The following is a 26,055-nucleotide window of genomic DNA, read 5'->3' on the forward strand; positions in this document are numbered from 1 at the left end:
AACGCATCCTTATGGAACAGGACGCGGGCAAATCGATCCACGACATGGACCCCAACATGTCCTTCGTCGATCTCTACCGGACCGGCGTCTGCCTGATGGAAATCGTCTCGCGCCCCGACATCCGCGGCCCCGAAGAGGCCGCCGCCTATGTCGGCAAGCTGCGCCAGATCCTGCGCTACCTGGGCACCTGCGACGGCAACATGCAGAACGGCAACCTGCGCGCCGACGTAAACGTCAGCGTCTGCCGTCCCGGCGATTACGAGCGCTACCAGGAAAGCCAGGATTTCAGCCATCTGGGCACGCGCTGCGAGATCAAGAACATGAACTCCATGCGCTTCATCCAGGCCGCCATCGAATATGAGGCCCGCCGCCAGATCGCCATCCTGGAAGACGGCGGCAGCATCGTGCAGGAAACCCGGCTCTACGACCCTGACAAGGGCGAAACCCGGTCCATGCGTTCGAAGGAAGAGGCGCATGATTACCGCTACTTCCCCGATCCCGACCTGCTGCCGCTGGAGATCGAGCAGGCCTGGGTCGACGATATCGCGGCTTCGCTGCCCGAACTGCCGGACGAGAAGAAGGCGCGTTTCGTCACCGAATTCGGCCTGACTGAATATGACGCGGGCGTGCTGACCGCCGACACGCTGAACGCCAGCTACTTCGAAGAGGTGGCGCAGGGGCGCGACGGCAAGCTGGCCGCGAATTGGGTCATCAACGAGCTGTTCGGCCGCCTCAAGAAGGACGATCTGAACATCGCCAACAGCCCGGTCAGCGCGGCGCAGCTGGGCGGCATCGTCGATCTGATCGGCAAGGGCGACATCTCGGGCAAGATCGCCAAGGACCTGTTCGAAATCGTCTGGACCGAGGGCGGCGACCCGGCCGAGATCGTCGAGGCCCGCGGCATGCGCCAGGTCACCGACACCGGCGCCATCGAGGCCGAGGTCGGCCGCATCATCGCGGAAAACCCCGCGCAAGTCGAAAAGGCCAAGCAGAACCCCAAGCTGGCGGGCTGGTTCGTGGGTCAGGTCATGAAGGCCACGGGCGGCAAGGCCAATCCCAAGGCGGTCAACGAGATCGTGGCGCAAAAGCTGGGCTGAGACCCCTTCGGCCAAGCCCGACGCGCCCCCACCCGACACACCCCCCGCCTGACGCGCCCCCGCCCGACGCGCACAGGGTGGGGATCGCATCCGCCGCGGGCTACAGTTTCCGCAGGATCAGTATCGCGGCTCCATCAGCGTGTCGCCGCGCGGCATCGGCCCCCAGCGATCCCCGAGGGTCGCCAGCGGCGCCTCGCGGTTGAGGAAATACTTGGCGGTGTCCTGAGGCGGCGGCGCGAGACACCCCGCCAGCGCCGGCAGGATCAGCAGCATGAAATAGCGCATGTGAAAACTCCCTCTCGAATGGGGCGTATCCTATCACGGGGCCCGCACCTTTACCTAACGTAAAGCTGCGCCGGGCCACGCTGCCGGAACCACAGGATGACAGCCGTGAAGCCGTCGCAACCGGGGGCACGCAGATGCAACCCGATCGCCCGGGCCGCCATCATTTTCAAGCACCGATTGCGGCGCTTTTCCGACTTAGCGATTCAACTGGCGGCGCGCACGCGTTACCATGCGCCCCACGAGTCGCGAAGGAGCGAAGATGCAGAAGTTCGAATTCAAGGTGGTCCCCGCGCCACGCAAGGGCAAAGCCGCCAAGGGCATCCGCGGCAAGGTCGGCCGCTATGCCAACGCGATGGCCAGCATCATGAACGAGCTGGGTCAGGAAGGCTGGGACTATGTCCGGGCCGATACGCTCGAATTCGAGGAGCGCACCGGCCTGTTCGGACGCACCACGCATGAGCAGACCATGCTGGTTTTCCGCCGATCCCTGCCCGCCGACGATACCGCCGCCGCCGACGATTATTTCGCCGCCGTCGAACAGGCGCAGCGATCCATACCGCGCGCGGTCAAGGAGATCGAGCAGCCGAGCCGTCCGCAGGCGGAGCTTTACGCGACGGAGGACCCGGATCGCGACACCCTGCCCCCCGCGCCGGAATTGCGTGCCCGACGCGGCGTCTGAAAGGGGGCGTCTGAAAGGGGGCGCCTGAAAGGAGCATCCGGGCGGGGGCGTTCGAGCGGAGGCCGACCGCCCGGGGACTGCCCGGGGACCGCCCGCGCCGTTCAGACCTCGATCGTCAGCGCCAGCGCGTGGATGCGGCCCAGCAGATCCTTGCCCAGCGCCTCGTGCACCGCGCGGTGGCGTTGCAGCCGGGTCTTTCCGGCAAAGGCGGGCGCGGCGATCAGAACGTTGAAGTGACTTTCGCCGCCTTCCTGAAAACCGGCGTGCCCGCGGTGACTCTCGCTGTCGTCGACCACCTCCAACCGGCTGGGGTTAAAGGCAGATTCGAGCCTTGAGCGAATTTCCTCGCGTCGTGTCATTTTATCTCTCCTGCCCCCCTTCAAGTCATTGCGAAAAAGTCTAAACTCTTGCGTCCGAGTCGGAAAGGTACAGTGCATGGCAAAAAGCGATCCCTTCGGTTTCGATCTGTCCGTTTCGGCGGACAAGAAAAAGCGCACGCGCGGCCGCCGCGGCATGTCCGGCGCGTTCGAGACCTCCACCCGCCAGTGCGAACACGCGGGCTGTCAGGAGGCCGGTCAATACCGTGCGCCGAAATCGCCGGATACGCTCGACGACTATTTCTGGTTCTGCAAGGACCACGTGCGCGAGTACAATCTGAAGTGGAATTTCTTCAACGGCACCACCGAGGAGGAATTCGAGGAATTCATCGACAAGGACCGCGTCTGGGGACGGGAGACCAAGCCCATGGGCAAAACCAGCGCCGAGCAGCGCGCCTGGGCCCGGCTGGGCGTGGACGATCCGCACCAGGTTCTGGGCGGCAATGCGACCCGCAATCCCGGCAAGAACGGCGGCGCACAGCGGCGCCTGCCCGCCACCGAGCGGCGCGCGCTCGACATCCTGGAAGCCAAGGACAGCTGGTCGAAGCCGGAAATACGCAAGCAATACAAATCTCTGGTAAAGGATCTTCACCCCGACATGAACGGCGGCAACCGCGCCGACGAGGACCGCCTGCAGGAGGTCGTCTGGGCCTGGGATCAGATCAAGGACAGCCGCAGCTTTCGCGACTGAGGCGGGGGATCTCTCCCCACATCATCGGCCTGATCGGCCTGCCACGGGGTGCGCGATCCTGCGACGGGTCGCGGGCGAACGTTATGTTTCTGGCAATATGCCGATCGAGCGCCTACACTTCTGCCGACCCTTTCGGGGGATCATCGCCACTCTCAGGACACCATGCCCGAAGCAGCCCCACACCCTCGCCAAGACGACAGGCTGAACGCGCTGCTTGCGTTCGACATACTCGACACGCCGAGCGAGCGCGAGTTCGACGATATCGCATCGCTTGCGGCGGTGATCTGCCAGGCGCCCATCGCGTTGATCAGTTTCGTCGATCGGGACCGGCAGTGGTTCAAATCGCACATCGGCCTGGACGTGGATGAAACGCCGCTGAACAAATCGGTCTGTGCGCACGCGATCTTGCAAGACGAGATGCTGATTATCCCGGATGTCACGCAGGACCCGCGCACGCGCGACAACCCCCTGATCGCGGATGTGGACGTCTCCATGCGGTTTTACGCGGGCATGCCGCTGCTGGACGAGTCGGGGCTGCCGCTGGGAACGCTGTGTATTCTGGACCGGGTGCCGCGCGATCTGGATACCCGGCAGCGCGAGGCGCTCGGCCTGCTCGCCCGGCAGGTCTCGCGCGAATTGAAGATGCGCAAGACCTTGGCGGAGACCCGGCACATCGCGCGGGAACTGAAGGAAAAGAGCGAGACGCTGACGCAGGCGCTGGAGATGCAGCAAACCCTCAAGGAAGAGATCGACCACAGGGTCAAGAACTCGCTTCAACTCGTTGCTTCGCTTATCAACATGCAGGCGGCGCGCAATGCGAACGCGGATGTCAAAAAGGCGCTGACCCAGGCGGTGTCGCGGGTGCGGGCGATTTCCTCGGTCCATGCCGAGCTCAACGCGAGCACCCATAGCGACAAGGTCCTGCTGGAAGCCTACCTTGCGCGCCTGATGCAGGATCTGGGCGCCTCGGCGCCTGACCATGTCAAGATCCAGGTCAGCGCGGGCAACGAGTTCACGGTCTCGACGGAACAAGCCACCTCGATCGCGATCATCACCAATGAGTTCGTGACGAATTCGCTTAAATACGCGTTTCCCGCCGGGCGCAGCGGCACGGTGAACCTGTCGATGACGGATGCGGGCGACGGGATGCTTCGCCTGCTCTGGTGCGATGACGGCATCGGCGCGCAGACCGATGAGGCGGGGCGCCCCGTCGGCGACACATCGGCGGATGGCGGTTCGGGGCTGGGGATGCAGATCATCTCCGCCGTGGCACAGCAGCTGGATGCGCGGATCGTCTTCGACTATTCCGCCAATGGCACGTCGTTGAGCATGGAGTTCAAACCGGCCCACGGCGCGCGCTGAACCTGCGCGGACGTCGGCATCCCGAGGGCCTGGACCCCGCGCGCCTGCGCGCTGCGGATACGCTGGCCCCGCCCTCAGATCCGCGCCACCCTGCCCGTCGCCAGTACCGCGCCCGTGGGCAGGCCGGTCGGCGAGCCGCCCACGGGCTCGTCGCTGATCGCCAGCACCCCGGAGGCGATCTGTTCGCGCAGCGATTGCGGCACCGACAGCGTCGCCGTCGCCTGTTCGGGCAGGACCCCCAGCGAAACCGGCTGCCCGCTGTCGCCGATCAGCCAAAGCTCCAACGCACGCTGGGCAGACGCGCCGCCGCGCGTGCGGTTGAGGTGCAGCGCGCCGGTGGCCGGATCATAGGCGGCAACCACGCTGAGCGAGGCATCCTCGGCCGCGATCTGACCGAGATAGCTCGCCACCGCGGGCGCCCCCGTCGGCAGGGTGTCGCCGCGGCGCGGGGACAGCGCCTGCCAGTTCATTCCGACAAACATGGCCAGCGCCGCGGTGGAAACCAGCGCAAGCCCCGCGATCGCCTGCCAAAGCGACTGGCGGGGGCGTTGCTGCCCCATTCCGAACAGGCGGCTGTCGAGCGCGGCCTTGCAATGCGCGGGCGCCGCCACCGGCGCCACATCCGACACCAGCGCGGTCAGCCCCTCTTCCCAGTCGCGCACGAGATCGCGCAGCCGCGGGTCCGACCCCGCCCGGGCCTCGAACCTTTTCCGTTCCGACGCCGACAGAAGCCGCAGGACATATTCCCCGGCCTCCGCCTTGTCGTCTTCGGATATGTGTTCGCTCGGGCTCATCGGCTCAGGCAATCCTTCAGTTTGATCAGGCTGCGGCGCAACCAGGTCCGCATCGTGTTCAGCGGCACGCCGTAGCGGCGCGCAAGCTCCTCATAGGTGTCCCCCGATAGATAGGCACCCTTGACCGCCGCTGCACGGTCGGCTTCCAACTCCTCCAGGCAGGCCGCGATCCGCCGCCGCTCGGAGCCCGCGATCGCCGCCGCCTCGGGCGAGGGCGCGCTGTCGGGCACCGCATCGGCGGCTTCCAGATCCTCGCCGACCGCGCGCCGCCCGCGCAGCCGGTCGATGGCGCAATTGCGCGCCACCGTGATCAGCCAGGTCATGGGCGACAACCCGTTGGACGCGTAGCGGTCGGCCCCGCGCCAGATCTTGATGAAGCTGTCCTGCAAGGCCTCTTCCGCGTCCGTCCTGTTGTTCAAGACACGCAGGCATACGCCGAATAGTTTCGCCGAGGTGGCCGAATAGAGCAGATCGAAGGCCGCCCGGTCCGACAGTGCGATCCGCCCGATCAGACGCTCTATCTCCGCAAGATTGCTCATTGAATTTTCCGGCCTCCCAGTGCGGGCGACTTTAATCCTGTTTCCTGGCACTTGGCCAGAGCCGCGCCGCCTGCCGCCGGGTTCCGCATGAAGGCGCCTGCGCGCCCCGCGCGGCCGCCCTTTCCCTTGCTGCCGCCCTTTCCCTTGCTCTCGCCCGCGATATGTTGCATCCCAAGCGAGCAGCACGATAGGACAGTGGATATAGGTTAATAATATGGCGGACGGCGCGATGGACATCTCTGCGAAGCCCACGGAAGAAATCTCGGTGCGCGACGTGTTCGGCATCGATTCCGACATGATGGTCAAGGGCTTTGCCGAACGCACCGACCGGGTGCCGGATTTCGACAGCACCTACAAGTTCGACGCGGATACGACGCTGGCGATTCTGGCCGGCTTCGCCTACAACCGCCGCGTGATGATCCAGGGCTATCACGGCACCGGCAAGTCCACCCATATCGAACAGGTCGCGGCCCGGCTGAACTGGCCCGCCGTGCGGGTGAACCTCGACAGTCACATCAGCCGGATCGACCTGATCGGCAAGGATGCGATCAAGCTGCGCGACGGCAAGCAGGTGACCGAGTTCCAGGAGGGCATCCTGCCCTGGGCATTGCGCAACCCCACCGCGATCGTCTTCGACGAATATGACGCGGGCCGCGCGGATGTGATGTTCGTGATCCAGCGGGTGCTGGAAACCGACGGCAAGCTGACGCTTCTCGATCAGAACAAGGTCATCACGCCCCACCCCTGTTTCCGTATCTTCGCCACGGCCAACACCGTGGGCCTGGGCGATACGACCGGCCTTTATCACGGCACGCAGCAGATCAACCAGGGCCAGATGGACCGCTGGTCGCTGGTGGCCACGCTGAACTACCTGAGCCACGACGCGGAAACCGCGATCATCCTGTCGAAGAACCCGACCTACAACAACGAAAAGGGACGCCGCACCATCGGCCAGATGGTCACCGTCGCCGATCTGACGCGCACCGCCTTCATGAATGGCGACCTGTCCACCGTGATGAGCCCGCGCACCGTGCTCAGCTGGGCGGAAAACGCGCGGATCTTCCGCGATGTGGGCTATGCGTTCCGCCTATCGTTCCTGAACAAATGCGACGAGCTGGAGCGTCAGACCGTCGCGGAATTCTACCAGCGCTGCTTTGACGAGGAACTGCCCGAAAGCGCCGCGAGCATGAGCCTGGCCTGACGGCGCCGAAGGGGCGGCACGCGCCGCGGGGTCCTTATGCGCGGCGTTTCGGCGGCGATGCGGGCGACGCCGCCGCGGACGTCTTGCTCGACTGGCGCGGGGGCAAGCGGGTGACGATCGAAAGGCCGTTCTTCCGCCACTGACGGACAGACAGGAATTTTGACATGACCCAATCCGACAATCCCGCCGACCCCTTCAAGAAGGCGCTGGCTGAAGCGACCAAGGTCATGGCCGACGATGCCGATCTGACGATCAGCTATTCGGTCGATCCGCCGGGCATGAACAACGACGCACTGCGGCTGCCGCAGGTCAGCCGCCGGATGAGCCGCGACGAGGTTCTGCTGGCGCGCGGCACCGCCGACGCCTTCGCGCTGCGGCGCAAGTTCCACGATGAGGGCACCCATGCCCGCTACAACCCCAACGGCACCATGGCGCGCGAGCTCTACGACGCGATGGAAAGCGCCCGCTGCGAGGCCATGGGCGCGCGCGAGATGCCCGGCGCCGCGGGCAACATCGACGCCAGGATCGCCGCCGAGGCGCAGCGCAAGGGCTATGAGCAGATCACCCAGGCCGCCGATGCGCCGCTGGCCACCGCCGCGGGCTACCTGATCCGCCATCTCGCCACCGGGCGGCCGCTGCCCGCCGGCGCCTCCAACGTGATGGAGCTGTGGCGCGGCTTCATCGAGGAGCAGGCCGGTGAGACGCTGACGGATTTGCAGGCCAAGCTGGGCGATCAGAGGGAATTCGCCCGCTTCGCGCGCAGGGTGATCGAGGATCTGGGCTACGGCGACCAGCTGGGCGATGATCCCGACAGCCAGGACGACGACCAGCAAGAGGAAAGCCAGTCCGAGGACGAGGAAGATCAGCCCGACAGCACCGGCGACGATCAGGATCAGGACGACGAGAACGAGGCCGCCCCCGAGCAGAGTCAGGAACAGCAGCAGGATGCCTCCGAGGCGCAGGTCAGCATGGACGACCAGGCCGACATGGAGCACGCCGAGGAAGCCGAGTTGCCCGAGGGCGAGGCCCCGATGGACCCGCCGCCCCCTGCCCCGGTCAGCGAGGCCGACCCGAACTACGAGGTCTTCTCCTCCGAATACGATGAGGAAATCCGCGCCGAGGATCTGGCGGACCCGGCCGAGCTGGAGCGCCTGCGCGCCTATCTCGACCAGCAGCTGGAACCGCTGAAGGGCGCGGTCAGCCGCCTTGCCAACAAGCTGCAACGCAGGCTTCAGGCGCAGCAGAGCCGCAGCTGGGAATTCGATCTGGAGGAAGGCATCCTGGATGCCGGGCGGCTGGCGCGCGTGGTGGCCAATCCCACGACGCCGCTGAGCTTCAAGGTGGAAAAGGACACGGAGTTCCGCGACACGGTCGTGACGCTGCTGCTCGACAACTCCGGCTCCATGCGCGGGCGGCCGATTTCCATCGCGGCGATCTGCGCGGACGTGCTGGCGCGAACGCTCGAACGCTGCCAGGTCAAGGTCGAGATCCTGGGCTTCACCACGCGCGCCTGGAAGGGCGGCCAGAGCCGCGAGAGCTGGCTGAGCGCGGGCCGCCCGCAGCAGCCGGGGCGGCTCAACGATCTGCGGCACATCATCTACAAGCCCGCCGACGCGCCGATGCGGCGCACCCGCCCCAATCTGGGCTTGATGATGAAGGAAGGTCTGCTGAAGGAAAACATCGACGGCGAGGCGCTGGAATGGGCGCACCGCCGGATGGCGGGCCGCGCCGAGGCGCGCAAGATCCTGATGGTGATTTCGGACGGGGCGCCGGTCGACGATTCGACGCTCTCGGTCAATTCCGCCAACTACCTGGAAAAGCACCTGCGCGACGTGATCGCGATGGTCGAGCGACGCAAGATGGTGGAGCTGATCGCCATCGGCATCGGCCACGACGTCACCCGCTATTACAGCCGCGCGGTCACCATCACCGATGTGGAACAGCTGGCCGGCGCGATGACCGAGCAGTTGGCGGCGCTGTTCGACAGCGACCCGCGCGCCAAGGCGCGGGTGATGGGCATAAGGAAAGCGGGCTGAATGTTGCAAAGCTTCGACGCGGCGACGCGCCCCGATCAGGGGCCGCGCCGACTGGCCGCGCTGCGCGCCCATCTGGCCGACCGGCAGCTCGACGGATTTCTCGTGCCCCGTGCCGACGCGCATCAGGGCGAATACGTGGCCGCGCATGACGACCGCCTGGCCTGGCTGACCGGGTTCACCGGCTCGGCGGGCTTTGCCTGCGTGCTGCCGCAGGTGGCGGGTGTTTTCATCGACGGGCGCTATCGGCTTCAGGTGCGCGATCAGGTCGATCTGGCGGTCTTCACGCCGGTCGACTGGCCCGAAAATACCCTCGCGGGCTGGCTGAAAGCGAGCGGCTGCGCACCGTGCAGGCTGGGATTCGATCCCTGGCTGCACACGCTGGGAGAGATCGAGGCACTGCGCCTGGCGCTTGCCGGAACGCAGATCGAGCTTTGCCCGAGCGACAACGCCGTCGATGCGATCTGGCACGACCAGCCCGCCCCGCCGATGGCCCCCGCCCGCGTGCATGAGCTGAAATATGCCGGTCGCGGCCACGATGAGAAACGCCGCGATGCCGCGCGCGGGCTGAGCGATACGCGGACCCGTGCCGCCGTGCTCAGCCTGCCCGACAGCATCTGCTGGCTGCTCAACATCCGGGGCAGCGACATTCCCCGCAACCCGGTCGTTCACGGCTTTGCCATTCTGCACGACGATGCGGGCGTGGATCTGTTCATCGCTCCCGAAAAGCTTGCCGAGGTGCGCAGGCATCTGGGCCCGGATGTCCGCGCACATGCGCCCGCGACCTTCGGCGACGTTCTTGCCGACCTGCAAGGGCCGGTGCGCCTCGACCCCGACAGCGCGCCGCTCTGGATTGCCCGGCGGCTGGAACAGGCGGGCGTCGAGATCCTGCGCGGCCCCGATCCCTGCATCCTGCCCAAGGCCTGCAAGAACGGCACCGAGATCGACGGCGCGCGCGCCGCGCATCTGCGCGACGGCGCGGCGATGGTGGAATTCCTGAGCTGGCTGGACGCCGAGGCGCTGAACGGATCGAAAACCGAAATCGACGTGGTGCAAAAGCTGGAAAGCTGCCGCGCGGCGACCGGCGCGCTGCGGGACATCTCCTTCGAGACGATCGCCGGGGCCGGTCCCAACGGCGCCATCGTGCACTACCGTGTGACCCGCGACAGCGCGCGCGAGCTGCGGGCGGGGGAGCCGCTGCTGATCGATTCCGGCGGACAGTATCTCGACGGGACCACCGATATCACCCGTACCGTCGCCCTGGGCGAGGCCGCGCCTGCGCATAGGCGCGCCTTCACGCTGGTGCTCAAGGGGATGATCGCGATTTCCCTGGCCCGCTGGCCGGTGGGTCTGACCGGGCGCGATCTGGACCCGCTGGCGCGAAACGCGCTGTGGCGGGAAGGGATGGATTACAGCCACGGCACCGGGCACGGCGTCGGCAGCTACCTCAGCGTGCACGAAGGCCCGCAGCGTATCTCCCGCGCCGCCACGGCGGAACTGCTGCCCGGCATGATCCTGTCGAACGAGCCGGGATATTACCGCGACGGTGCCTTCGGCATCCGCATCGAAAATCTGGTGGTCGTCGAACATGCGCCGGTGCTGCCGCATGGCGACAACCGGCCGATGCTGTGCTTTTCCACCCTGACGCAGGTGCCCATCGACCGCCGCATGATCGAGGTGGATCTGCTGAGCCCGACAGAGCGCGCCTGGATCGACAGCTATCACGCGGGCGTGCGCGCCAGGCTGAGCCCGCTGGTCGGGGCACGGGCGCTTGCGTGGCTCGAGGCGGCGACAGAGCCGCTTTGACGAACCGCGCGTGGCCCCGGCGCGCGACCTCGTGACACTTGAGTAAACCGCCCCTGCGGGTATGCTGCGCGCAAAAAACGGCATCCTCGATAAGAGGCTGCGGGAAATCGATCCGATAAAAATCGCGCATGAGGGAGTTTCATGGATGGCTGAACACATCAAGACACGCAAGGCAGATGGAAAATGGGTCGTGCGGGCCGGTGGCGCCGTCATCGGAGAGTCCTCCGATGCGATAGAGCTGACCGAGGGCGATCATCCCTTCGTCATCTATTTCCCCCGCGACGACATCGCCATGGCGTTTCTGGAAAGCTCCAGCTCGTCCAGCCATTGCCCTCACAAGGGCGAGGCCAGTTATTTCTCGATCCAGACCAAAAGCCATCTGATCAAGGATGCCGCCTGGTCCTACGAAGACCCCAAGCCGCCGCATGACGCGATCAAGGGGCACCTGGCGTTCTATGCCTCCGATCTGGTGGCGGTCGAACAGATCTGACCCCGGCTGCGCGCGGCCCGCGGGAAGCAGCGGGGCCACTCGGGATCAGGAATGTTCCTCGGCCGCGCGCGCCGCCAGGGCGCGGTTGTAGGCGCGCAACGCGTCGACGTGGAACAGCGCGCCCCAAAGCTCCGGCTCATCGCCCTCGCCGCCCAGGCTGACCACGGGCAGATAGGATCGGTTGTTGCCCTCGAACAGCGGCATCGCCTCTTCCAGGGTGGCGTTGCCGCTGATGTAGGTGCCTTCGGCGACCATCTCCATGCAGGCGGATTCGGGTGCGGCACCGGGCGCGTCCTTGGCGCGCATGATCGCGGCCACGCTGAACATCGCCAGCAGATAGCTTTGCGGGCCGGCGGCCAGGTGAATCTTGCGCCGTTCAAGCTGCGACAGAAAGAACGAACGGTCCACCATGCTGGACGACAGCGCCGATGAGGTCGACACCGCGATCATCACAGCAAGCCCCGTCTGCCAGTCGCCGGTCAGCTCGAACACGATCAGCGTGGTGGAAATCGGCGCCCCCAGAACCGCGGCCGCGACCGCGCCCATTCCCGCCAGCGCATAAAGCGTGTCTTCCCCCGACACCTCGGGCAGCACCGATGTGGCGATCAGACCGAAGCTCAGCCCGGTCAGCGCGCCCAGCATCAGCGATGGCGAAAACATCCCGCCCCCCATGCGCCCGCCCATGGTGATCGCCACCGCCGCCACCTTGAGAATGGCGAAGACGATCGCCTCATGCAGCACCAGATTGCCGGTCAGCGCACGCGATGTCGTCTCATACCCCGGGCCGATGATGTGGGGAAACCAGATCGCCATGGCCCCCAGAATCCCCCCCGCGATGCCGGGGCGCAGCCAGCCGGGCAGCCCGGTGCGCCGCTGAACCGCATCGCCCATGTCCTCAGCCCAGAAGATCGCACGCATGAACACCACCGCGACCAGCCCGCACACCAGGCCCAGCAGCAGATAGGCGGGCAATTCGACGTAGAATTGCAGTGCGCCGTCGTTGGGCAGCACATATTCCGTCACATCGTTGAACGCCATGCGGTTGATCACCGTGCCCGCCACCGAGGCCACCACGATCGGCGCGAAGGCATGGACCGCGAAGTGGCGCAGCACCACCTCGAGCGCGAAAAGCGCGCCCGCGATGGGCGCGTTGAAGGATGCGGACACGGCCGCGGCGACCGCGCATCCCAGCAGATCGCGCCCGGTAATGCCGTTCGCGTTGATCCGGTTCGACACCCAGGTGGCGATCAGCCCGCCCATATGCACCACCGGGCCCTCGCGCCCGGTCGAGCCGCCGGTCGACAGCGTGATCAGCGACGCGAGGGTCGAGGCAAGCCCCGCGCGCCGTTCGATCCGCCCGTCGCGCATCGCGGCGCCCTCGATGACCTCGGCCACCGCGCGCGCGCGTCCGTCCGGCGTGAACCGCTGCAACAGCACCCCGACCGTCAGCCCGCCGCAGATCGGCACCACCAGCAACACCCACCACGGCAGATTGCTGAGCGCGCTGGCCAGATTGACGTCATCGGTGCCGTAGAACAACGTCTGAAGCGCGGAAATCGACCAGCGGAACGCGATTGCCGCCATCCCGGCCGCGATGCCCACCGCGAGGGCGATGAACCAGAATTGGATCTGCGTCGGTCCACGCCTGCGCAGCACGTTCCAAGCCCCCGACCAGGCCGTCGCGGCCCCGCCAAATCCTTGTTTCACCACTCGTCTGGTCGATGCGTTCACGCGCCGGTTCAATCGCTGCGGGGCGGTTTCGGATCGTTTCGACCCGCAAGGGCTGCCCCGTCAGCCGTCGCGGAAATATCTCGGTGCCGCGACGTCAAACGCGCAACAGGCTCTGCTTATGCGATCGCCCGTCGCGGTCCAAGCAGCTATTCGACAGAGCCCGCAGCGCTGTGACCTTCGTGCATGGGCGGGACAAGCCGTGCGGGGCTGCGCGATGCGCCCGCGTCAGCTGGTCAGCAGCGCCCGCGCCGCATCGCGCGCGGCGTCGGTGATGCGATCGCCCGACAGCATCCGCGCGATCTCGTCGATGCGCTCGCCCGCGCCCAGATCGACCACCGTCGAGGTGGTGACCTCTCCCGCCACCCGTTTTTCCACGCGCCAGTGATGCGCCCCGAGCGCGGCGACCTGCGGTGAATGCGTCACCACCAGCACCTGCGCGCCCTCGGCCAGCGACGCCAGCCTGCGGCCCACGGCATCGGCGGTCGCGCCCCCGACGCCGCGGTCGATCTCGTCGAAGATCAGCGTCAGATCATTGCCGGTGCCGGTCAGGCAAACCTTCAGCGCCAGCAAAAAGCGCGACAGCTCGCCACCCGATGCGATCTTGTTGAGCGGCCCCGAGGGCGCGCCGGGGTTGGTGGCGACGGTGAAGGCGACCGCATCGCGCCCTTCGGGACCGGGATCGGAGGCGCTCACCTCGGTCGCGAAGACGGCCCGCTCCATCTTCAACGGGGCCAGCTCGCGCATCATCGCGGTGTCCAGACGGTCCGCGGCCTCCCGCCGTCGGGCGCTCAGATCCTCCGCCGCGCGGTCATAGGCGGCATCGGCGTCGTCCAGCGCTTTGCGCAGCGCGCTCAAAGCCTCTTCACCCTGGTCGAGCGCCTCCAGCCTCTCGCGCATCCGATCGCCGAAATCGCGCAGCGCGTCGGGCTGCACGCCATGTTTGCGCGCCAGTCCGCGGATCGCGAAAAGCCGTTCCTCGGCCTGCTCGAGCTCGACGGGGTCGAACGACAGCGACTCCAGCACATCGTCGACCCCCTGCTGCGCCTCGCCCAGCTCGATCAGCGCACGGCCAAGCGCCTGCAACGCGCCGTCCAGCCCGCCCTCGACGCCCTGCTCCGCGCCTTCCAGCCAGCGGGCGGCGTCGCTCAACATGCCCTCGGCGCCGGAATTTCCAAGCGCGGCCTGCGCGCGCTGGATGTCCTCGCGCACGCGTTCCGCCGCTTGCATCATGCGGCGGCGCGTGTCGAGCTGCGCATCCTCGCCCGGATGCGGGTCGAGCGCGTCGAGCTCCGCCATCGCGTGGCGCAGGAATTCCTCCTCGCTGCGCACGGCCTCGACTTCGGCATGGGCCTTGTCGAGCGCGGCACGCGCGGCCGCCCGCGCGCGCCAGGCGCCGCGGACCTGCGCCAGCTCATCCGCCACCCCGGCAAATTCATCCAGCAGGCGCATGTGCCCGCGCGGGTTCAAAAGACCGCGGTCGTCGTGCTGGCCGTGCAGCTCGACCAGGGTTTCCGACAGGCGGCGCAGCACCTCGCCGCTGGTGCGCCTATCGTTGACCCAGGCGGTCTTGCGCCCGTCGGCGGTGTTGACGCGACGCAGGATCAGATCGTCCTCGACCGGCAGGCCCGCCTCTTGCAACACGTCGCGCGCGGGATGCCCCGCGCCCAGATCGAACACGGCCGTGACCTCGCCCTGCGCGGCGCCTTGACGCACAAGCTCCGCCCGGCCGCGCCATCCCAGCACGAACCCCAGCGCATCCAGTAGAATGGATTTTCCCGCCCCGGTTTCCCCGGTCAGCACATTCAGACCCGGCCGGAACGCCAGTTCCAGCCGGTCGATGATGAGCATGTCGCGAATGTCGAGCCCGCGCAGCATCGGACGAACCCCTGTTGTTCAGGCCGACCGCGTCAGAGCCATTCGCCCCGCACGACCTGCCGGTAGATGCTGCTGAGCCAGCTGTCGCCCGCCGCCTCCATCTTCAGCCCGCGCCCGGTCAGAAGCGCATAGCTGTCGGCATACCATTCGGTCGACCGGAAATTGTAGCCGAGGATCGCCCCGGCGGTCTGCGCCTCTTCGACCAGGCCCAGCGACAGATAGGCTTCGACCAGCCGGTGCAGCGCCTCGGCGGTCTGGGTCGTGGTCTGGAAATCCTCGACCACCACGCGGAAACGGTTGATCGCGGCCGTGTAATGCCCCCGTTTGAGGTAATAGCGGCCGATTTCCATTTCCTTGGCCGCAAGATGGTCGAAGGCCAGATCGAATTTTAAAATGGCGGAACGCGCATATTCGGTGTCCGGGTAGCGCTCAATCACCGTGCGCAGCGCCTGAAGCGCCTGGAAGGTCAGCCCCTGATCGCGCCCGACCTCGTCAATCTGATCGTAATAACTCAATGCGAGAAGATACTGGGCATAGGCCGCATCCTCGTCGGAGGGATAGAAATCGATATATCGCTGCGCGGCCGCGCGCGTGGCCTCGTAATCGCGATCCTTGTGGAAGGAGAACGCCTGCATGATCACGGCCCGCTTGGCCAGTTGCGAATAGGGATAAAGCCGCTCGACCTCGGCGAATGTGGCGGCGGCCTCCTTGGGGTTCTTGTTGGCCAGGCTCGCCTCGGCCTTGGCGAACAGCTCCTCGGCGGAAAGCTCGACCTGCGGGCCGGGCGCCGGCGCGCTGAACAGACTTCCGATACCCGATCCGAAGCCGCCGTCCTGACCGGCGCCTCCGCCACTGCATCCGGCCAATGTCGCCCCCGCTAGGACGGCAAGAACATATGCTCTGCGCGTGCTTCTCGGCATCTGTTGGAAACCCCATGTGCTTTTGCTGCCACCCCAAGGGTCTGGCACGACTTGGCCTGTCCTAACATAGAAAATCGGGGGGCAAAACGCTTTTGAAACCGTTTTTCCGAAGCGGTTGCCGCCCTGCCCGAACAGTCGCCGAAGCCACCCCGCGGGCCTCCGCTCACGCGGCGCTGAGAAGGTCCGCCTTGCTGATCCCCGCGCCGGGCAGCAGCGTCGCCATGGAGGGCGTGCAGACCACGCGGCGGTAGGCCTCGGGATCGGCGAAAACCGCGCGCAAAAGGCGGTTGGTCATCGCGTGACCCGCCCGTACGCCGGTATAGCGGCCGAGAACCGGCGCGCCCGCCAGCATCAGATCGCCCAGTGCATCCAGCATCTTGTGGCGCACGGCCTCATCGCCGTGGCGCAGACCGCCGGGGCTGAGAACCTTCGCTCCGTCGACCACGACGGCGTTCAGATAGGTGCCGCCAAGCGCCAGCCCGCGGCTGCGCATGTCGTCGACATCGCTCTGGCGGCAGAAGGTGCGGCTGTCGCTCAACTCTCGCAGAAAGGCGCCATTGGCCAGATTCAGCACCTTGGATTGCCGCCCGATGGCCGGGTCGGCGAAATCGATGGTGAAATCGATGGACAGCCCCGGCGCCGGCGCCAGCCGCGCCACCGCCGCCCCCGCGCGGACCTCGATCGGCTTGAGGATCTCGATCGCGACAAGCGGCGCACCCAGCGGCGCGACCCCGGCCGTCAGGATCGCCTGCACGAAGGGCTTGGCGCTGCCGTCCATGATCGGGACTTCGTTGCCGCGCAGCTCGATCAGCGCGTTGTGCACGCCGCAGCCCGCCAGCGCGGCCATGATATGCTCCACCGTGGAGATCGACACACCCTGCGCATTCGTCAGCAGCGTGCAGAGCGGCGACTGGACCACGTGATCCCAGCGCGCGGGAATAAACCCGCGATCTGCCGACACATCGGTGCGACGGAACACGATGCCATGATCGGCAGGCGCGGGTTGCACGGTCATCCGCACCGGGTTTCCCGAATGCAGCCCGTTCCCCACGAAGGCGATTTTCGACTTTATCGTGTTTTGCACCTGGACGCTCCGTTCCCGCGGCCCATCTTCGTCTCCGCGACGTCCAACAGGTAGCCACCCCCCCGCGCAAGCTCAATTCAATCTTTGCAACGGTTTGAAACACAGCGCGCGCCCATGGGCGGTTTCAGGACCGGCGCCGCGCGCAGCCTTGCAGTCGCCTGTATTCAAACAAAAAAGACCGGGGGCACCGCGCGGGCGCCCCCGGTCCTCATCACAGGCGGGGTTTTCGTTAACGCCGCGTCAGTTCGCCTGACGACGCAGGAAGGCCGGAATTTCGATCTTTTCCTGATCGTCCGTCATCTCCGCATCATGGGCGGGCGTCTGGACGCGCGGCTGCGGGCGCAGATGGCCCGCGTTGCGCACTTCGCCCTCGGCGCCATGACCCGTCATGCGGTTGATCAACGAGTTGATGCCGAAGCGGGGACGATCCCCCGCGACCATCTGCTCCTCTTCGGGCTCGACGTGCTGCTGCGCGGCGCGCTGCTGGTCGGGCACCTTGCCGACGGCGGCGCGCAGGCGATCCATCGCTTCGGGGGACGGCTGGCCGGGCTGACGCGGACGTGCCGCGCGGAAATCTCCGGCCTCGCCACGACCCTCCGTACGGGCGGCAGGTGCCGCGGCGGGCGCCGCTGCGGGGGCCGGCGCGGGCTGGTACACCGGCCTGGGCAGGTGATCTTCATCCTTGGGCTGGTCGAAGCTGGCGAAGATGTCCTCTTCCTCCTCCTGGGCGGAGAAGCTGTCCTGATCGGAAAAGAGCGAAGGCTCCTCCGCGCGGGGCTGCGGCTCATAGCGTGGGGCGGATGCGGCGGCGGGACGCGAACGCGCCGGGGCCTCCTGCTCACGCTCGGCGGGGGCGTTCGAGGTTTCGGCCTGAAGCGGCGCGGCAAGGCTGCGGCGCGGCACCGGCATTTCCGAGTTCACATCGGTGGCGTCGATGCCGGTGGCGACGACGCTGACGCGCATCTTGCCCTCCATCGTGGTATCCAGCGTGGAACCGACGATGATGTTGGCCTCGGGGTCGACCTCTTCGCGGATACGGTTCGCGGCCTCGTCCAGCTCGAACAGGGTCAGATCGTAGCCGCCGGTGATGTTGATCAGGACACCCTTCGCGCCGCGCAGGCTGATCTCGTCGAGCAGCGGGTTGGCGATGGCCTTTTCGGCGGCCTGGACGGCGCGATCCTCGCCCTCGGCCTCTCCGGTGCCCATCATGGCCTTGCCCATCTCGTCCATCACCGCGCGCACGTCGGCGAAGTCGAGGTTGATGAGGCCCGGCCGCACCATCAGATCGGTCACGCCCTTGACGCCCTGGTAAAGCACATCGTCGGCCAGGCTGAACGCCTCGGTGAAGGTGGTCTTTTCGTTGGCCAGACGGAACAGGTTCTGGTTCGGGATGATGATGAGCGTGTCGACGACCTTTTGCAGCATCTCGACGCCTTCTTCGGCCTGACGCATCCGCTTGCCGCCCTCGAACTGGAACGGCTTGGTGACGACGCCTACGGTCAGAACGCCCAGCTCGCGCGCGGCCTGCGCGATGATCGGCGCGGCGCCGGTGCCGGTGCCGCCGCCCATGCCCGCGGTGATGAAGCACATATGCGCCCCGGCCAGATGGTCGACGATTTCCTCGATGCTTTCCTCTGCCGCGGCGGCTCCCACGGCGGGGCGTGCGCCCGCGCCCAGACCCTCGGTGACCTTGACACCCATCTGCACCCGCGCCGTCGCGCGCGCCTGCTGCAGCGCCTGGGCGTCGGTGTTGGCCACGACGAACTCGACCCCGTCGAGTTCCTTTTCGATCATGTTGTTGACCGCGTTGCCGCCGGCACCGCCGACACCGAAGACCGTAATCCGGGGCTTCAGATCATTTTGTTCGGGCATCATCAGATTAAGTGTCATTGCTCGATCCGCCTGTTTATTTTTCTCAACCTACGCCGCTGAGGCGCTCTCTCGCACTTAATCAATGATTCTACTGATCTTTGCACGGGACGTCACGGAAAAAGACACCGAATCGCCACGAAATCTGGGTTATCGCAAATGCGAATCGGCGGTATCTCGCTTATTAAGCTAGATATTGCGTCTACCAATTGTCTTTGAACCACTTCACAGCCCGCTTGAGGGATCGCGCAGGATAGCCTTCGGAGGGGATTTCAAAATCCCACCATTCGTCCTGCGGGTGCGCCGCGAACAGACAGAGACCAACCGCCCCGGCAAAGGCCGGTCCGGTCGCGGCCTGCGGCAGGCCCTGCACGCGCATCGGCCGGCCCAGACGGACCTGCTGGCCCAGCGTCCGGCTCGCCAGCCCTTCCAGCCCCGGTATCTGGCTGCCGCCGCCGGTCAGCACGATCTGCTGGCTGGGAAGATGCTCGAACCCGGCCGCATCCAGCCGCAGGCGCACCTCTTCGAGGATTTCCTCGACGCGCGGGCGCATGATGCCGATCACCTCGGCGCGGCTGACGGCGCGGCGGTCATGATCCCAATCGCCGGTGTCGCCGCCGATCTCGATCATGTCGCGGTCGTCCATGCCGGTGGCTAGCGCGCCGCCATGCACCGTCTTGATGCGCTCGGCCGCGGCGGTCGACACCTGCAACCCCTTGGAGATGTCGGTGGTGATGTGATCGCCGCCCATGCGCACGCAATCGGCATAGATCATATGCTTTTTCAGAAAGATCGAGATGCCGGTCGACCCGGCCCCCAGATCGATGCAGGCGGCGCCCAGCTCCTGCTCGTCCTCGACCAGCGCCGAGATGCCGGCCGTATAGGCCGAAGACGCCAGACCCGCCACTTCCAGATCGCAGCGCTTCATGCATTGCAGCAGGTTCTGGATGGCGGTGCGATCGACCGTCAGCAGATGCATGTCGGCGGCCAGACGGTGCCCGATCATGCCGCGCGGATCGTTGAGCCCGGCGCGGTGATCCAGTGCGAAATTCACCGGATGCGCGTGCAGGACCTCGCGCCCGTCGCCGTAATCGGGCACGTCGCAGGCCGCCAGCACGCGGGCGATATCGCCCTCGCCGACGGTGGCATCCTGCAAGTCGATCTCGCCCGCCAACCCGTAGGAGCGCGGCTCGGCCCCCGCGAAGGTGGCGATGACGTGATCGACGCGCGTGTTGGCCATCTTTTGCGCGGCCTGCACGGCGGTGCGGATCGCGCGTTCGGTTTCCTGCATCGCGTCGATCTCGCCGAAGCGCACCCCGCGCGAACGCGTCGTCGCCGCGCCGATCACGCGAAAGCTCGATTGCCCCGCCATGGAGCTGACGCCATCGTCGGTTTCGAAACGCTCCGGGCCATCGAAACGCAGGATCAGACAGGCCACTTTCCAGGTGCCCACGTCGAGAACCGCCACGACGCCGCGCTGCATCGCGGCCTGGCGCATGTTCCGCATTGCCCTTTGCGAACGATATAGATCCATCACCCCTCCGTTCCCCCTGCCTCAATTGTCTTCATCTCGCGCAGTTCTTTGACCGCGTTCTCGGTAAGCCGCAGCGTCGGGCGCCCCGGTTTGCGCATGTCCACCAGCACCAGATCGCGGCTCAGCATATCGCGCACCTGATCGAGCGCGATGACCCGTTCCAGCGCGACGACGGGCGCCTTGGCGGGCAGCAGGATGCGCTTGCCGTCCAGCAGCACGATGTCCCAGCGCCGTTCGCCCACCCGCAGCAGCCCCACGATCTGCTCGCCCAGTGGCGCGGCGGCGGCCAGCAGTTGCAGCGCCTCGGGCACCGCGCGGTCGGCGCCGACCCCCGCCACGAGCGGAAGATCGGGATAGTCGGAACGCTCGTTCACCGGCTTGACGCGATGGCCGGTGTCATCCAGCAGCTCGACCATTTCACGGGTTTTCCACACCACGGCCGGGACGCGTTCGCTGAGCGCGATTTCCAGAATTCCGCCCGGTTTGATGCGCAGCGTCGCCTCCGACACCGCGTCGAGGCCGAGCACGATGCGCCGCATCGCCTCCAGGTCCAGCGAAAAGGAGCTGACGGGAAAATCGATGGGGAGTATTTCGCGGATATCGTCACTGACGCTGTCGGACGCGCCCTTCAGCTCCATCAGCTTGACCATGAATTCCGGCCGCTCCTCGATCGAGCTGCGCAGATCGCTGACTTTCTCATAGAGCATATCGACCCTGTCGGGCGACGACATGAACCAGCTGCCGAACGCCGCGACCGCCAGTGCAGGCAGCCCCAGACGCACGACCGCCCGGAACATCGGCGTCAGCCAGAGCCGCTGCATCCGATAAGCGATCAGCGTGGGCGCCGGATCGCGGCCCGGGGGCCTGCTGTCGCGCCCGCCCCTCAACGCGCGCATGACGCGTCCTCCACCAGCCAGCGACACAGCTCGGGAAACGAGATCCCCGTCGCCGCCGCCTGTTCGGGCGTCAGCGATGTCGGCGTCATGCCCGGTTGCGTGTTGGTTTCCAGCAGGAACAGGCCGTCGAGGCCGCGTGCCTCGTCCCAACGGAAATCGGTGCGGCTGATGCCCCGGCAGCCCAGAGCCCGGTGCGCGCGCAGCGCATAATCCATGCAGGCGTCGAAGATGTCGCGCGGGATCTGCGCGGGCACCTCGTGGCGCGACCCGCCGGGGACGTATTTCGCGTCGTAATCGTACCAGCCGTCGGTGATGATATCGGTGACCGTCAGCGCACGCTCGCCCATCACGGTCGTCGTCAGCTCGCGCCCCGGCACGTAGCTTTCCGCCATCAGCCGCGCGGGCAGGTCGGGGTTGAGCCGGGGCGGGGGGTCGCCCGCGGCCCGCACCAGATAAACCCCGACCGACGATCCCTCGCTGACCGGCTTGATCACATAGGGCGGTGTCAGAACGTGGCCCGCCTGGACCTGGTCACGGGTGACCTCGATGCTTTCGACGATGGGCAGACCCAGCGCGGCATAGGCGATCTTGGTGCGTTCCTTGTCCATCGCGAGCGCCGAGGCCAGCACGCCGGAATGGGTATAGGGAATGCGCAGCCATTCGAAGATGCCCTGCACGCAGCCGTCTTCGCCCCAGCGGCCATGCAGCGCGTTGAAGGCCACGTCGGGCCGCGCGGCGGACAGGCGATCCACCAGATCAGGCCCGGCGTCGATCTCGACCACGTCAAAGCCTGCCGTGCGCAGCGCCTTGGCGCATTCATGCCCGGTGGAAAGACTCACGTCCCTCTCGGCCGATGGTCCCCCCATCACCACTGCGATTTTCGGGCTTGTCCTGCTCGACATAGCCGCCTCTGTGCCGCGCGGGCCGCTTTGTCCGGCCCTTGTTTTGATTTTGTCGGGGTTGTTGCCGCAACCCGTCTGCTCTGCCGTTTTTTTGCTTATTGGTCTTGCGACGTGTCCGGGGCGGGTTCACCCACCCTCATGATTTCCCACTCTAGCGTCAGCCCGCTGTTCTGGAAAACCTTTTTTCTGACTTCTTCTCCCAAAGTTTCCAGATCTGCGGCAGATGCGTCACCCGTGTTCACCAGAAAATTGGGGTGTTTGGGCGACATCTGCGCCCCGCCCAGCGTGGCGCCGCGCATCCCGGCGTCGTCGATCACCTTCCAGGCCTTCAGGTCATGCCGGTCGTCGGCCCGCCCGGTGGAGCTGAACCCGGCCGGGTTGCGAAAGGTCGACCCGGCGGTGCGCTCCTTGGTGGGCTGGCTTTCGTCGCGCCGCGCGATCTGCTCGGCCATGCGCCGTTCCAGCACCTCGGGCGCGGCGGCCGCGCCGGTGAATGTCGCCTCGACGATGACCGCGCCCTCCGCCAGGTCGCTCCGGCGGTAGCGCAGGTTGAGATCGGCAGGCGTCAGCGTCAGGATCTCGCCCCGTCGGCTGATCGCGGTGGCCGAGACCAGATGATCCGCGACATAGCTGCCATAGCACCCCGCGTTCATCCGCACAGCGCCGCCGATCGCGCCGGGGATCGTGCGCAGGAAAGTCAGATCGACGCCCGCCGCGGCGGCCTTGCGCGCCACATGCGCATCCAGCGCGGCCGCGCCGGCGGTGACGGTGCTGCCCTCGACCGCGATGGTGTTGAACCCGCGGCCCAGGCGGATCACAACCGCGCGCAGACCGCCATCGCGCACGATGAGGTTGGAGCCGACGCCCATCGGAAAAACCCCGACCGACGCATCGAGCCCGGCCAGGAATTGCGCCAGATCGTCCCGGTCCGCGGGCTGGAACAGAAAATCCGCCGGGCCGCCCACGCGCAGCCAGGTCAGCGTGCTCAGGTCGCGCTGTGGCGTCAGGGTGCCGCGTGTTTTCGGCAGCAGATCATGCAGGGCGGAGGTCATGCGTTCGGCTCCTTCGGCGGGATGCGGCGGGCGGTCCGGCCGCGCAGATGCCGCCACAGGTAATACAGCGGCCAGCGCAGGATCGACCCGCCCGCCATCATCGCGATCAGCCCCACCCAGGGGCCGTTCTGATAGGTCACGAAGCCCAGCAGCGGAATGCCCACGGCGATCAGGACATAGGCGGCGGGCCAGTGATTGTGCCGCGACGGAAACATTCCCGTCACATTAGCCGCGATCGCCCAGAGAAAGACCAGCGCGAGCGACCAGTTCACTGCGCGGCTTCCTGAACTTTCCTGCCGGTGTCGGCATCCGTCGCACCCTTCGCCCTCAGCCGCTCGGGCAGCCCATGCGCCCAGGCGCTGATGGTGCCCGCGCCGAGACAGACCACCATGTCGCCCTCGCGCGCCTGTTCGCGGACCAGCCGCTCCAGATCGTCCTCATCGACGATGGCGCGGGCGTGGCGGTGGCCGTGTCGGATCAGCCCGGCGACCAGATCGTCACGGCTGGCGCCGGGGATCGGGTCTTCGCCCGCGGCGTAGACCTCGGAGATGGCGACGACATCGGCATCGTTGAAGCAGGCGCAGAAATCCTCGAACAGGCTGGACAGCCGGGAATAGCGGTGCGGCTGGTGCACGGCGATCACGCGCCCCTTGGTGGCCTGACGCGCCGCGCGCAGCACGGCGGCGATTTCCACCGGGTGATGGCCGTAATCGTCGATCACCGTGACGCCGCCGACCTCGCCCACGCGGGTAAAGCGGCGGTTGACGCCCTGGAACGCGGCCAGCACGTCGCGGATTTCATCGCCGGTCATGCCCAGATAGCGCGCCACGGCCACCGCCGACAGCGCGTTGCTGACGTTGTGGTCGCCCGGCATCGGCAGGGTGCAGCCTTCGACCGTCAGATCCTCGGCCGCGAAGTGCACGTCGAAATGCGCCACGCCCGCGTCATAGTGCAGGTTGACCGCCCGCACGTCGGCCTGCGCGTTCATCCCGAAGGTCACCACCCGCCGGTCGGTGATCTTGCCCACCAGCGCCTGCACCTCGGGGTGGTCGGTGCAGCAGACGGCCAGACCGTAGAACGGGATGTTCGAGACGAAATCCAGAAACCCCTTGCGCAGGCTGTCGAAGCTGCCCCAATGTTCCATATGCTCGGGGTCGATGTTGGTCACGATCGCCACCGTCGCGGGCAGCCGGTTGAAGGTGCCGTCGCTTTCGTCGGCCTCCACCACCATCCATTCGCCCTGCCCCATGCGCGCGTTCGCGCCATAGGCGTGGATCACGCCGCCGTTGATAACCGTGGGGTCCAGCCCGCCCTTGTCCAGCAGGGTCGCGACCATCGTGGTGGTCGTGGTCTTGCCATGCGTGCCCGCCACCGCGATGTTGGATTTCAGGCGCATCAGCTCGGCCAGCATTTCCGCGCGGCGCACCACCGGCAGCCCGCGCGCGCGCGCGGTGTCGAGTTCCGGGTTGCCCGGCTTGATCGCCGAAGAGATCACCACCACCGCCGCCTGATCGAGGTTCTCGGCCCGCTGGCCGATGTGAACGACCGCGCCCAGATCTTTCAGCCGGTCGGTGATCTTGCTGGCCTTCAGGTCCGATCCCTGCACCGAATAGCCGTGGTTCAGCAGAACCTCGGCGATGCCGGACATGCCGATCCCGCCGATGCCTACGAAATGGATGGGGCCAAGCTGGGTCGGCAATTTGGTGGCGGGGCTCATTCGTTCTGTCCTTCGGAATTTGGCATGTCTTTCCACGCCAGCGTTTCGACCATGTTCAGCAGACGCTCCGTTGCATCGGGTATACCCGCACCCAGCGCATTGCGCACCATGCGTTGCGCAGCCTTCGGGTCTGCCAGAATGGCCCCCATGCCATCGGCCAGCCGCTGCGGCGACAGCTCGGATTCGGGTATGACCAATGCGCCGCCCGCCTCTTCCAGCCCGCGGGCGTTCGCGCGCTGGTGATCGCCCGTCGCGGCGGCGAAGGGCACCAGGATCGACGGGCGCCCGATGACGGAGATATCGGCCACCGACGACGCGCCCGAACGCGACACGATCAGCTGCGCCTCGGAAAAGCGACGGGGAATGTCGTCGAAAAAGGGCGCGACCTCGGCATTCACACCCAATTCGCGGTAGCGCAGCTCGACTCGCGCGCCGTCCTCGCCGCGCGCCTGATGCGCCACGCGCAGGTTGCCGCGCAGCGTTTCGGGCAGCAGGCCCACGGCATCGGGAACCACATCGGACAGAACCCGCGCGCCCTGGCTGCCGCCGATGACGACGAGGCTCATCGGGTGGTCGCCGGGCGGGATATAGGGCGCGGCCTCACGCTCCAGCACCGAGGCGCGCACCGGGTTGCCGGTATGCACGGCCTCCACCCCTTCGGGCAGGTCGGTGGGCCAGGTGCCGCAGGCCACCGCGTCGACGCGCGTGGCAAAGGCGCGGTTGACCCGGCCCAGCACGCCGTTTTGTTCATGGAACATGCGCGGCAGCTTCAGGATCGTGGCCGCCGCCATCGCCGGAAAGGCCGGATAGCCGCCAAAGCCCACGACAACCCTGGGCCGGTCGCGGCGCAGCGCCAGCAATGCCGAAACCACCCCGCCCGCCAGTCGAAAGGGCACCAGCGCCTTCGCCCCCGCGCCCCCGCGCGCGAAGGTGGCGGAGGCGATCTGCTCCACCTCGACCCCGGCGGGAAACTCGGTCGCATAGCGTGCGCCGCGCGCGTCGGTGGAAAGCTTGACCCGCCAGCCGCGGGCGATCAGCGCCTCCGACAGGGCCTGGGCGGGGAACATGTGCCCCCCGGTGCCCCCGGCGGCGATCACGATCAGCGGTCTGTCTTGCGGCAT

The 26,055-nt window shown here is 66.8% G+C and carries 24 protein-coding genes; 8 read left to right on the plus strand and 16 right to left on the minus strand.

Translation table 11 applies throughout. The features are described 5' to 3' along the window. Positions 1-1,097: Asp-tRNA(Asn)/Glu-tRNA(Gln) amidotransferase subunit GatB (gene gatB, locus ACU0BR_RS08845; RefSeq protein WP_446156475.1), on the plus strand; the 1,097-nt coding region annotated here is incomplete at its 5' end. 117 nt (positions 1,098-1,214) lie between these two features. Here the strand turns inward: gatB and ACU0BR_RS08850 are convergent. Then, positions 1,215-1,382, minus strand: a complete 168-nt coding sequence (locus tag ACU0BR_RS08850; RefSeq protein WP_446156476.1) for a hypothetical protein — start codon at positions 1,380-1,382, stop codon at positions 1,215-1,217. Positions 1,383-1,641: 259 nt separating this feature from the next. Between ACU0BR_RS08850 and ACU0BR_RS08855 the strand changes: the two genes are divergently transcribed. Then, positions 1,642-2,061, plus strand: coding sequence for a DUF4177 domain-containing protein (locus ACU0BR_RS08855; RefSeq protein ID WP_446156477.1), 420 nt, complete (start codon positions 1,642-1,644; stop codon positions 2,059-2,061). A gap of 101 nt (positions 2,062-2,162) precedes the next feature. Here the strand turns inward: ACU0BR_RS08855 and ACU0BR_RS08860 are convergent, their stop codons facing one another. Continuing rightward, the gene (locus tag ACU0BR_RS08860; RefSeq protein WP_446156478.1) at positions 2,163-2,420 is read right to left on the minus strand and encodes a BolA family protein; all 258 of its coding nucleotides are present in this window, start codon (positions 2,418-2,420) and stop codon (positions 2,163-2,165) included. 76 nt (positions 2,421-2,496) lie between these two features. On the opposite strand from ACU0BR_RS08860, the gene ACU0BR_RS08865 reads away from it, so the two are divergent. Together ACU0BR_RS08865 and ACU0BR_RS08870 are read left to right on the plus strand one after the other, a co-directional pair. Further along, positions 2,497-3,129, plus strand: coding sequence for a DnaJ domain-containing protein (locus ACU0BR_RS08865; RefSeq protein WP_446156479.1), 633 nt, complete (start codon positions 2,497-2,499; stop codon positions 3,127-3,129). Between the two features lie 162 nt (positions 3,130-3,291). Then, on the plus strand, positions 3,292-4,491 hold the full coding sequence (locus ACU0BR_RS08870; RefSeq protein WP_446156480.1) for a sensor histidine kinase: 1,200 nt from the start codon (positions 3,292-3,294) through the stop codon (positions 4,489-4,491). A 74-nt stretch (positions 4,492-4,565) separates the two neighbouring features. Here ACU0BR_RS08870 and ACU0BR_RS08875 read toward each other — a convergent pair whose 3' ends face one another. Together ACU0BR_RS08875 and ACU0BR_RS08880 are read right to left on the minus strand one after the other, a co-directional pair. After that, positions 4,566-5,285 carry an anti-sigma factor gene (locus tag ACU0BR_RS08875; RefSeq protein WP_446156481.1) on the minus strand — a complete coding sequence of 240 codons (720 nt, stop codon included), beginning with the start codon at positions 5,283-5,285 and terminating at the stop codon, positions 4,566-4,568. After that, positions 5,282-5,824, minus strand: coding sequence for a sigma-70 family RNA polymerase sigma factor (locus tag ACU0BR_RS08880; protein WP_446156482.1), 543 nt, complete (start codon positions 5,822-5,824; stop codon positions 5,282-5,284). The genes ACU0BR_RS08875 and ACU0BR_RS08880 overlap by 4 nt, the downstream gene beginning before the upstream one ends. A gap of 214 nt (positions 5,825-6,038) precedes the next feature. Here ACU0BR_RS08880 and cobS point away from each other — a divergent pair, with 214 nt between their 5' ends. From cobS to ACU0BR_RS08900, 4 genes are all read left to right on the plus strand, one after another. Then, positions 6,039-7,025, plus strand: a complete 987-nt coding sequence (gene cobS, locus ACU0BR_RS08885) for a cobaltochelatase subunit CobS (RefSeq protein ID WP_446156483.1) — start codon at positions 6,039-6,041, stop codon at positions 7,023-7,025. A 164-nt stretch (positions 7,026-7,189) separates the two neighbouring features. After that, a complete protein-coding gene (gene cobT / locus ACU0BR_RS08890; RefSeq protein WP_446156484.1) occupies positions 7,190-9,061 on the plus strand; it encodes a cobaltochelatase subunit CobT in 1,872 nt (623 codons plus the stop codon). Continuing rightward, positions 9,062-10,864, plus strand: coding sequence for an aminopeptidase P family protein (locus tag ACU0BR_RS08895; protein ID WP_446156485.1), 1,803 nt, complete (start codon positions 9,062-9,064; stop codon positions 10,862-10,864). Positions 10,865-11,009: 145 nt separating this feature from the next. After that, positions 11,010-11,354, plus strand: coding sequence for a DUF427 domain-containing protein (locus ACU0BR_RS08900; RefSeq protein WP_446156486.1), 345 nt, complete (start codon positions 11,010-11,012; stop codon positions 11,352-11,354). A 45-nt stretch (positions 11,355-11,399) separates the two neighbouring features. On the opposite strand, the gene ACU0BR_RS08905 is transcribed toward ACU0BR_RS08900, so the two are convergent. The 12 genes from ACU0BR_RS08905 to ACU0BR_RS08960 form a co-directional block, all read right to left on the minus strand. Beyond that, positions 11,400-13,061, minus strand: coding sequence for a chloride channel protein (locus tag ACU0BR_RS08905; protein WP_446156487.1), 1,662 nt, complete (start codon positions 13,059-13,061; stop codon positions 11,400-11,402). Positions 13,062-13,310: 249 nt separating this feature from the next. Then, positions 13,311-14,960: a DNA repair protein RecN gene (gene recN / locus ACU0BR_RS08910; protein WP_446156488.1), complete on the minus strand. Its 1,650-nt coding sequence runs from the start codon at positions 14,958-14,960 to the stop codon at positions 13,311-13,313. A 32-nt stretch (positions 14,961-14,992) separates the two neighbouring features. After that, positions 14,993-15,880, minus strand: coding sequence for an outer membrane protein assembly factor BamD (locus ACU0BR_RS08915; RefSeq protein WP_446156489.1), 888 nt, complete (start codon positions 15,878-15,880; stop codon positions 14,993-14,995). Between the two features lie 163 nt (positions 15,881-16,043). Beyond that, a complete protein-coding gene (gene lpxC, locus ACU0BR_RS08920) occupies positions 16,044-16,964 on the minus strand; it encodes a UDP-3-O-acyl-N-acetylglucosamine deacetylase (protein ID WP_446156490.1) in 921 nt (306 codons plus the stop codon). Positions 16,965-17,204: 240 nt separating this feature from the next. After that, complete coding sequence (gene ftsZ, locus ACU0BR_RS08925) at positions 17,205-18,854, minus strand: cell division protein FtsZ (RefSeq protein WP_446156491.1); 1,650 nt, start codon at positions 18,852-18,854, stop codon at positions 17,205-17,207. Between the two features lie 181 nt (positions 18,855-19,035). Continuing rightward, complete coding sequence (ftsA, locus tag ACU0BR_RS08930) at positions 19,036-20,370, minus strand: cell division protein FtsA (RefSeq protein ID WP_446156492.1); 1,335 nt, start codon at positions 20,368-20,370, stop codon at positions 19,036-19,038. Beyond that, positions 20,367-21,263, minus strand: a complete 897-nt coding sequence (locus ACU0BR_RS08935) for a cell division protein FtsQ/DivIB (RefSeq protein WP_446156493.1) — start codon at positions 21,261-21,263, stop codon at positions 20,367-20,369. Before ACU0BR_RS08935 ends, ftsA begins: the two co-directional genes overlap by 4 nt. Next, a complete protein-coding gene (locus ACU0BR_RS08940) occupies positions 21,251-22,129 on the minus strand; it encodes a D-alanine--D-alanine ligase (protein WP_446156509.1) in 879 nt (292 codons plus the stop codon). Before ACU0BR_RS08940 ends, ACU0BR_RS08935 begins: the two co-directional genes overlap by 13 nt. A gap of 131 nt (positions 22,130-22,260) precedes the next feature. Continuing rightward, positions 22,261-23,217: a UDP-N-acetylmuramate dehydrogenase gene (murB, locus tag ACU0BR_RS08945; RefSeq protein ID WP_446156494.1), complete on the minus strand. Its 957-nt coding sequence runs from the start codon at positions 23,215-23,217 to the stop codon at positions 22,261-22,263. After that, on the minus strand, positions 23,214-23,489 hold the full coding sequence (locus ACU0BR_RS08950) for a DUF2484 family protein (protein ID WP_446156495.1): 276 nt from the start codon (positions 23,487-23,489) through the stop codon (positions 23,214-23,216). Before ACU0BR_RS08950 ends, murB begins: the two co-directional genes overlap by 4 nt. Continuing rightward, positions 23,486-24,934 carry a UDP-N-acetylmuramate--L-alanine ligase gene (gene murC / locus ACU0BR_RS08955; protein ID WP_446156496.1) on the minus strand — a complete coding sequence of 483 codons (1,449 nt, stop codon included), beginning with the start codon at positions 24,932-24,934 and terminating at the stop codon, positions 23,486-23,488. The genes ACU0BR_RS08950 and murC overlap by 4 nt, the downstream gene beginning before the upstream one ends. Next, complete coding sequence (locus ACU0BR_RS08960) at positions 24,931-26,055, minus strand: UDP-N-acetylglucosamine--N-acetylmuramyl-(pentapeptide) pyrophosphoryl-undecaprenol N-acetylglucosamine transferase (protein ID WP_446156497.1); 1,125 nt, start codon at positions 26,053-26,055, stop codon at positions 24,931-24,933. The genes murC and ACU0BR_RS08960 overlap by 4 nt, the downstream gene beginning before the upstream one ends.

The sequence above is a fragment of the Brevirhabdus sp. genome (assembly GCF_052826345.1).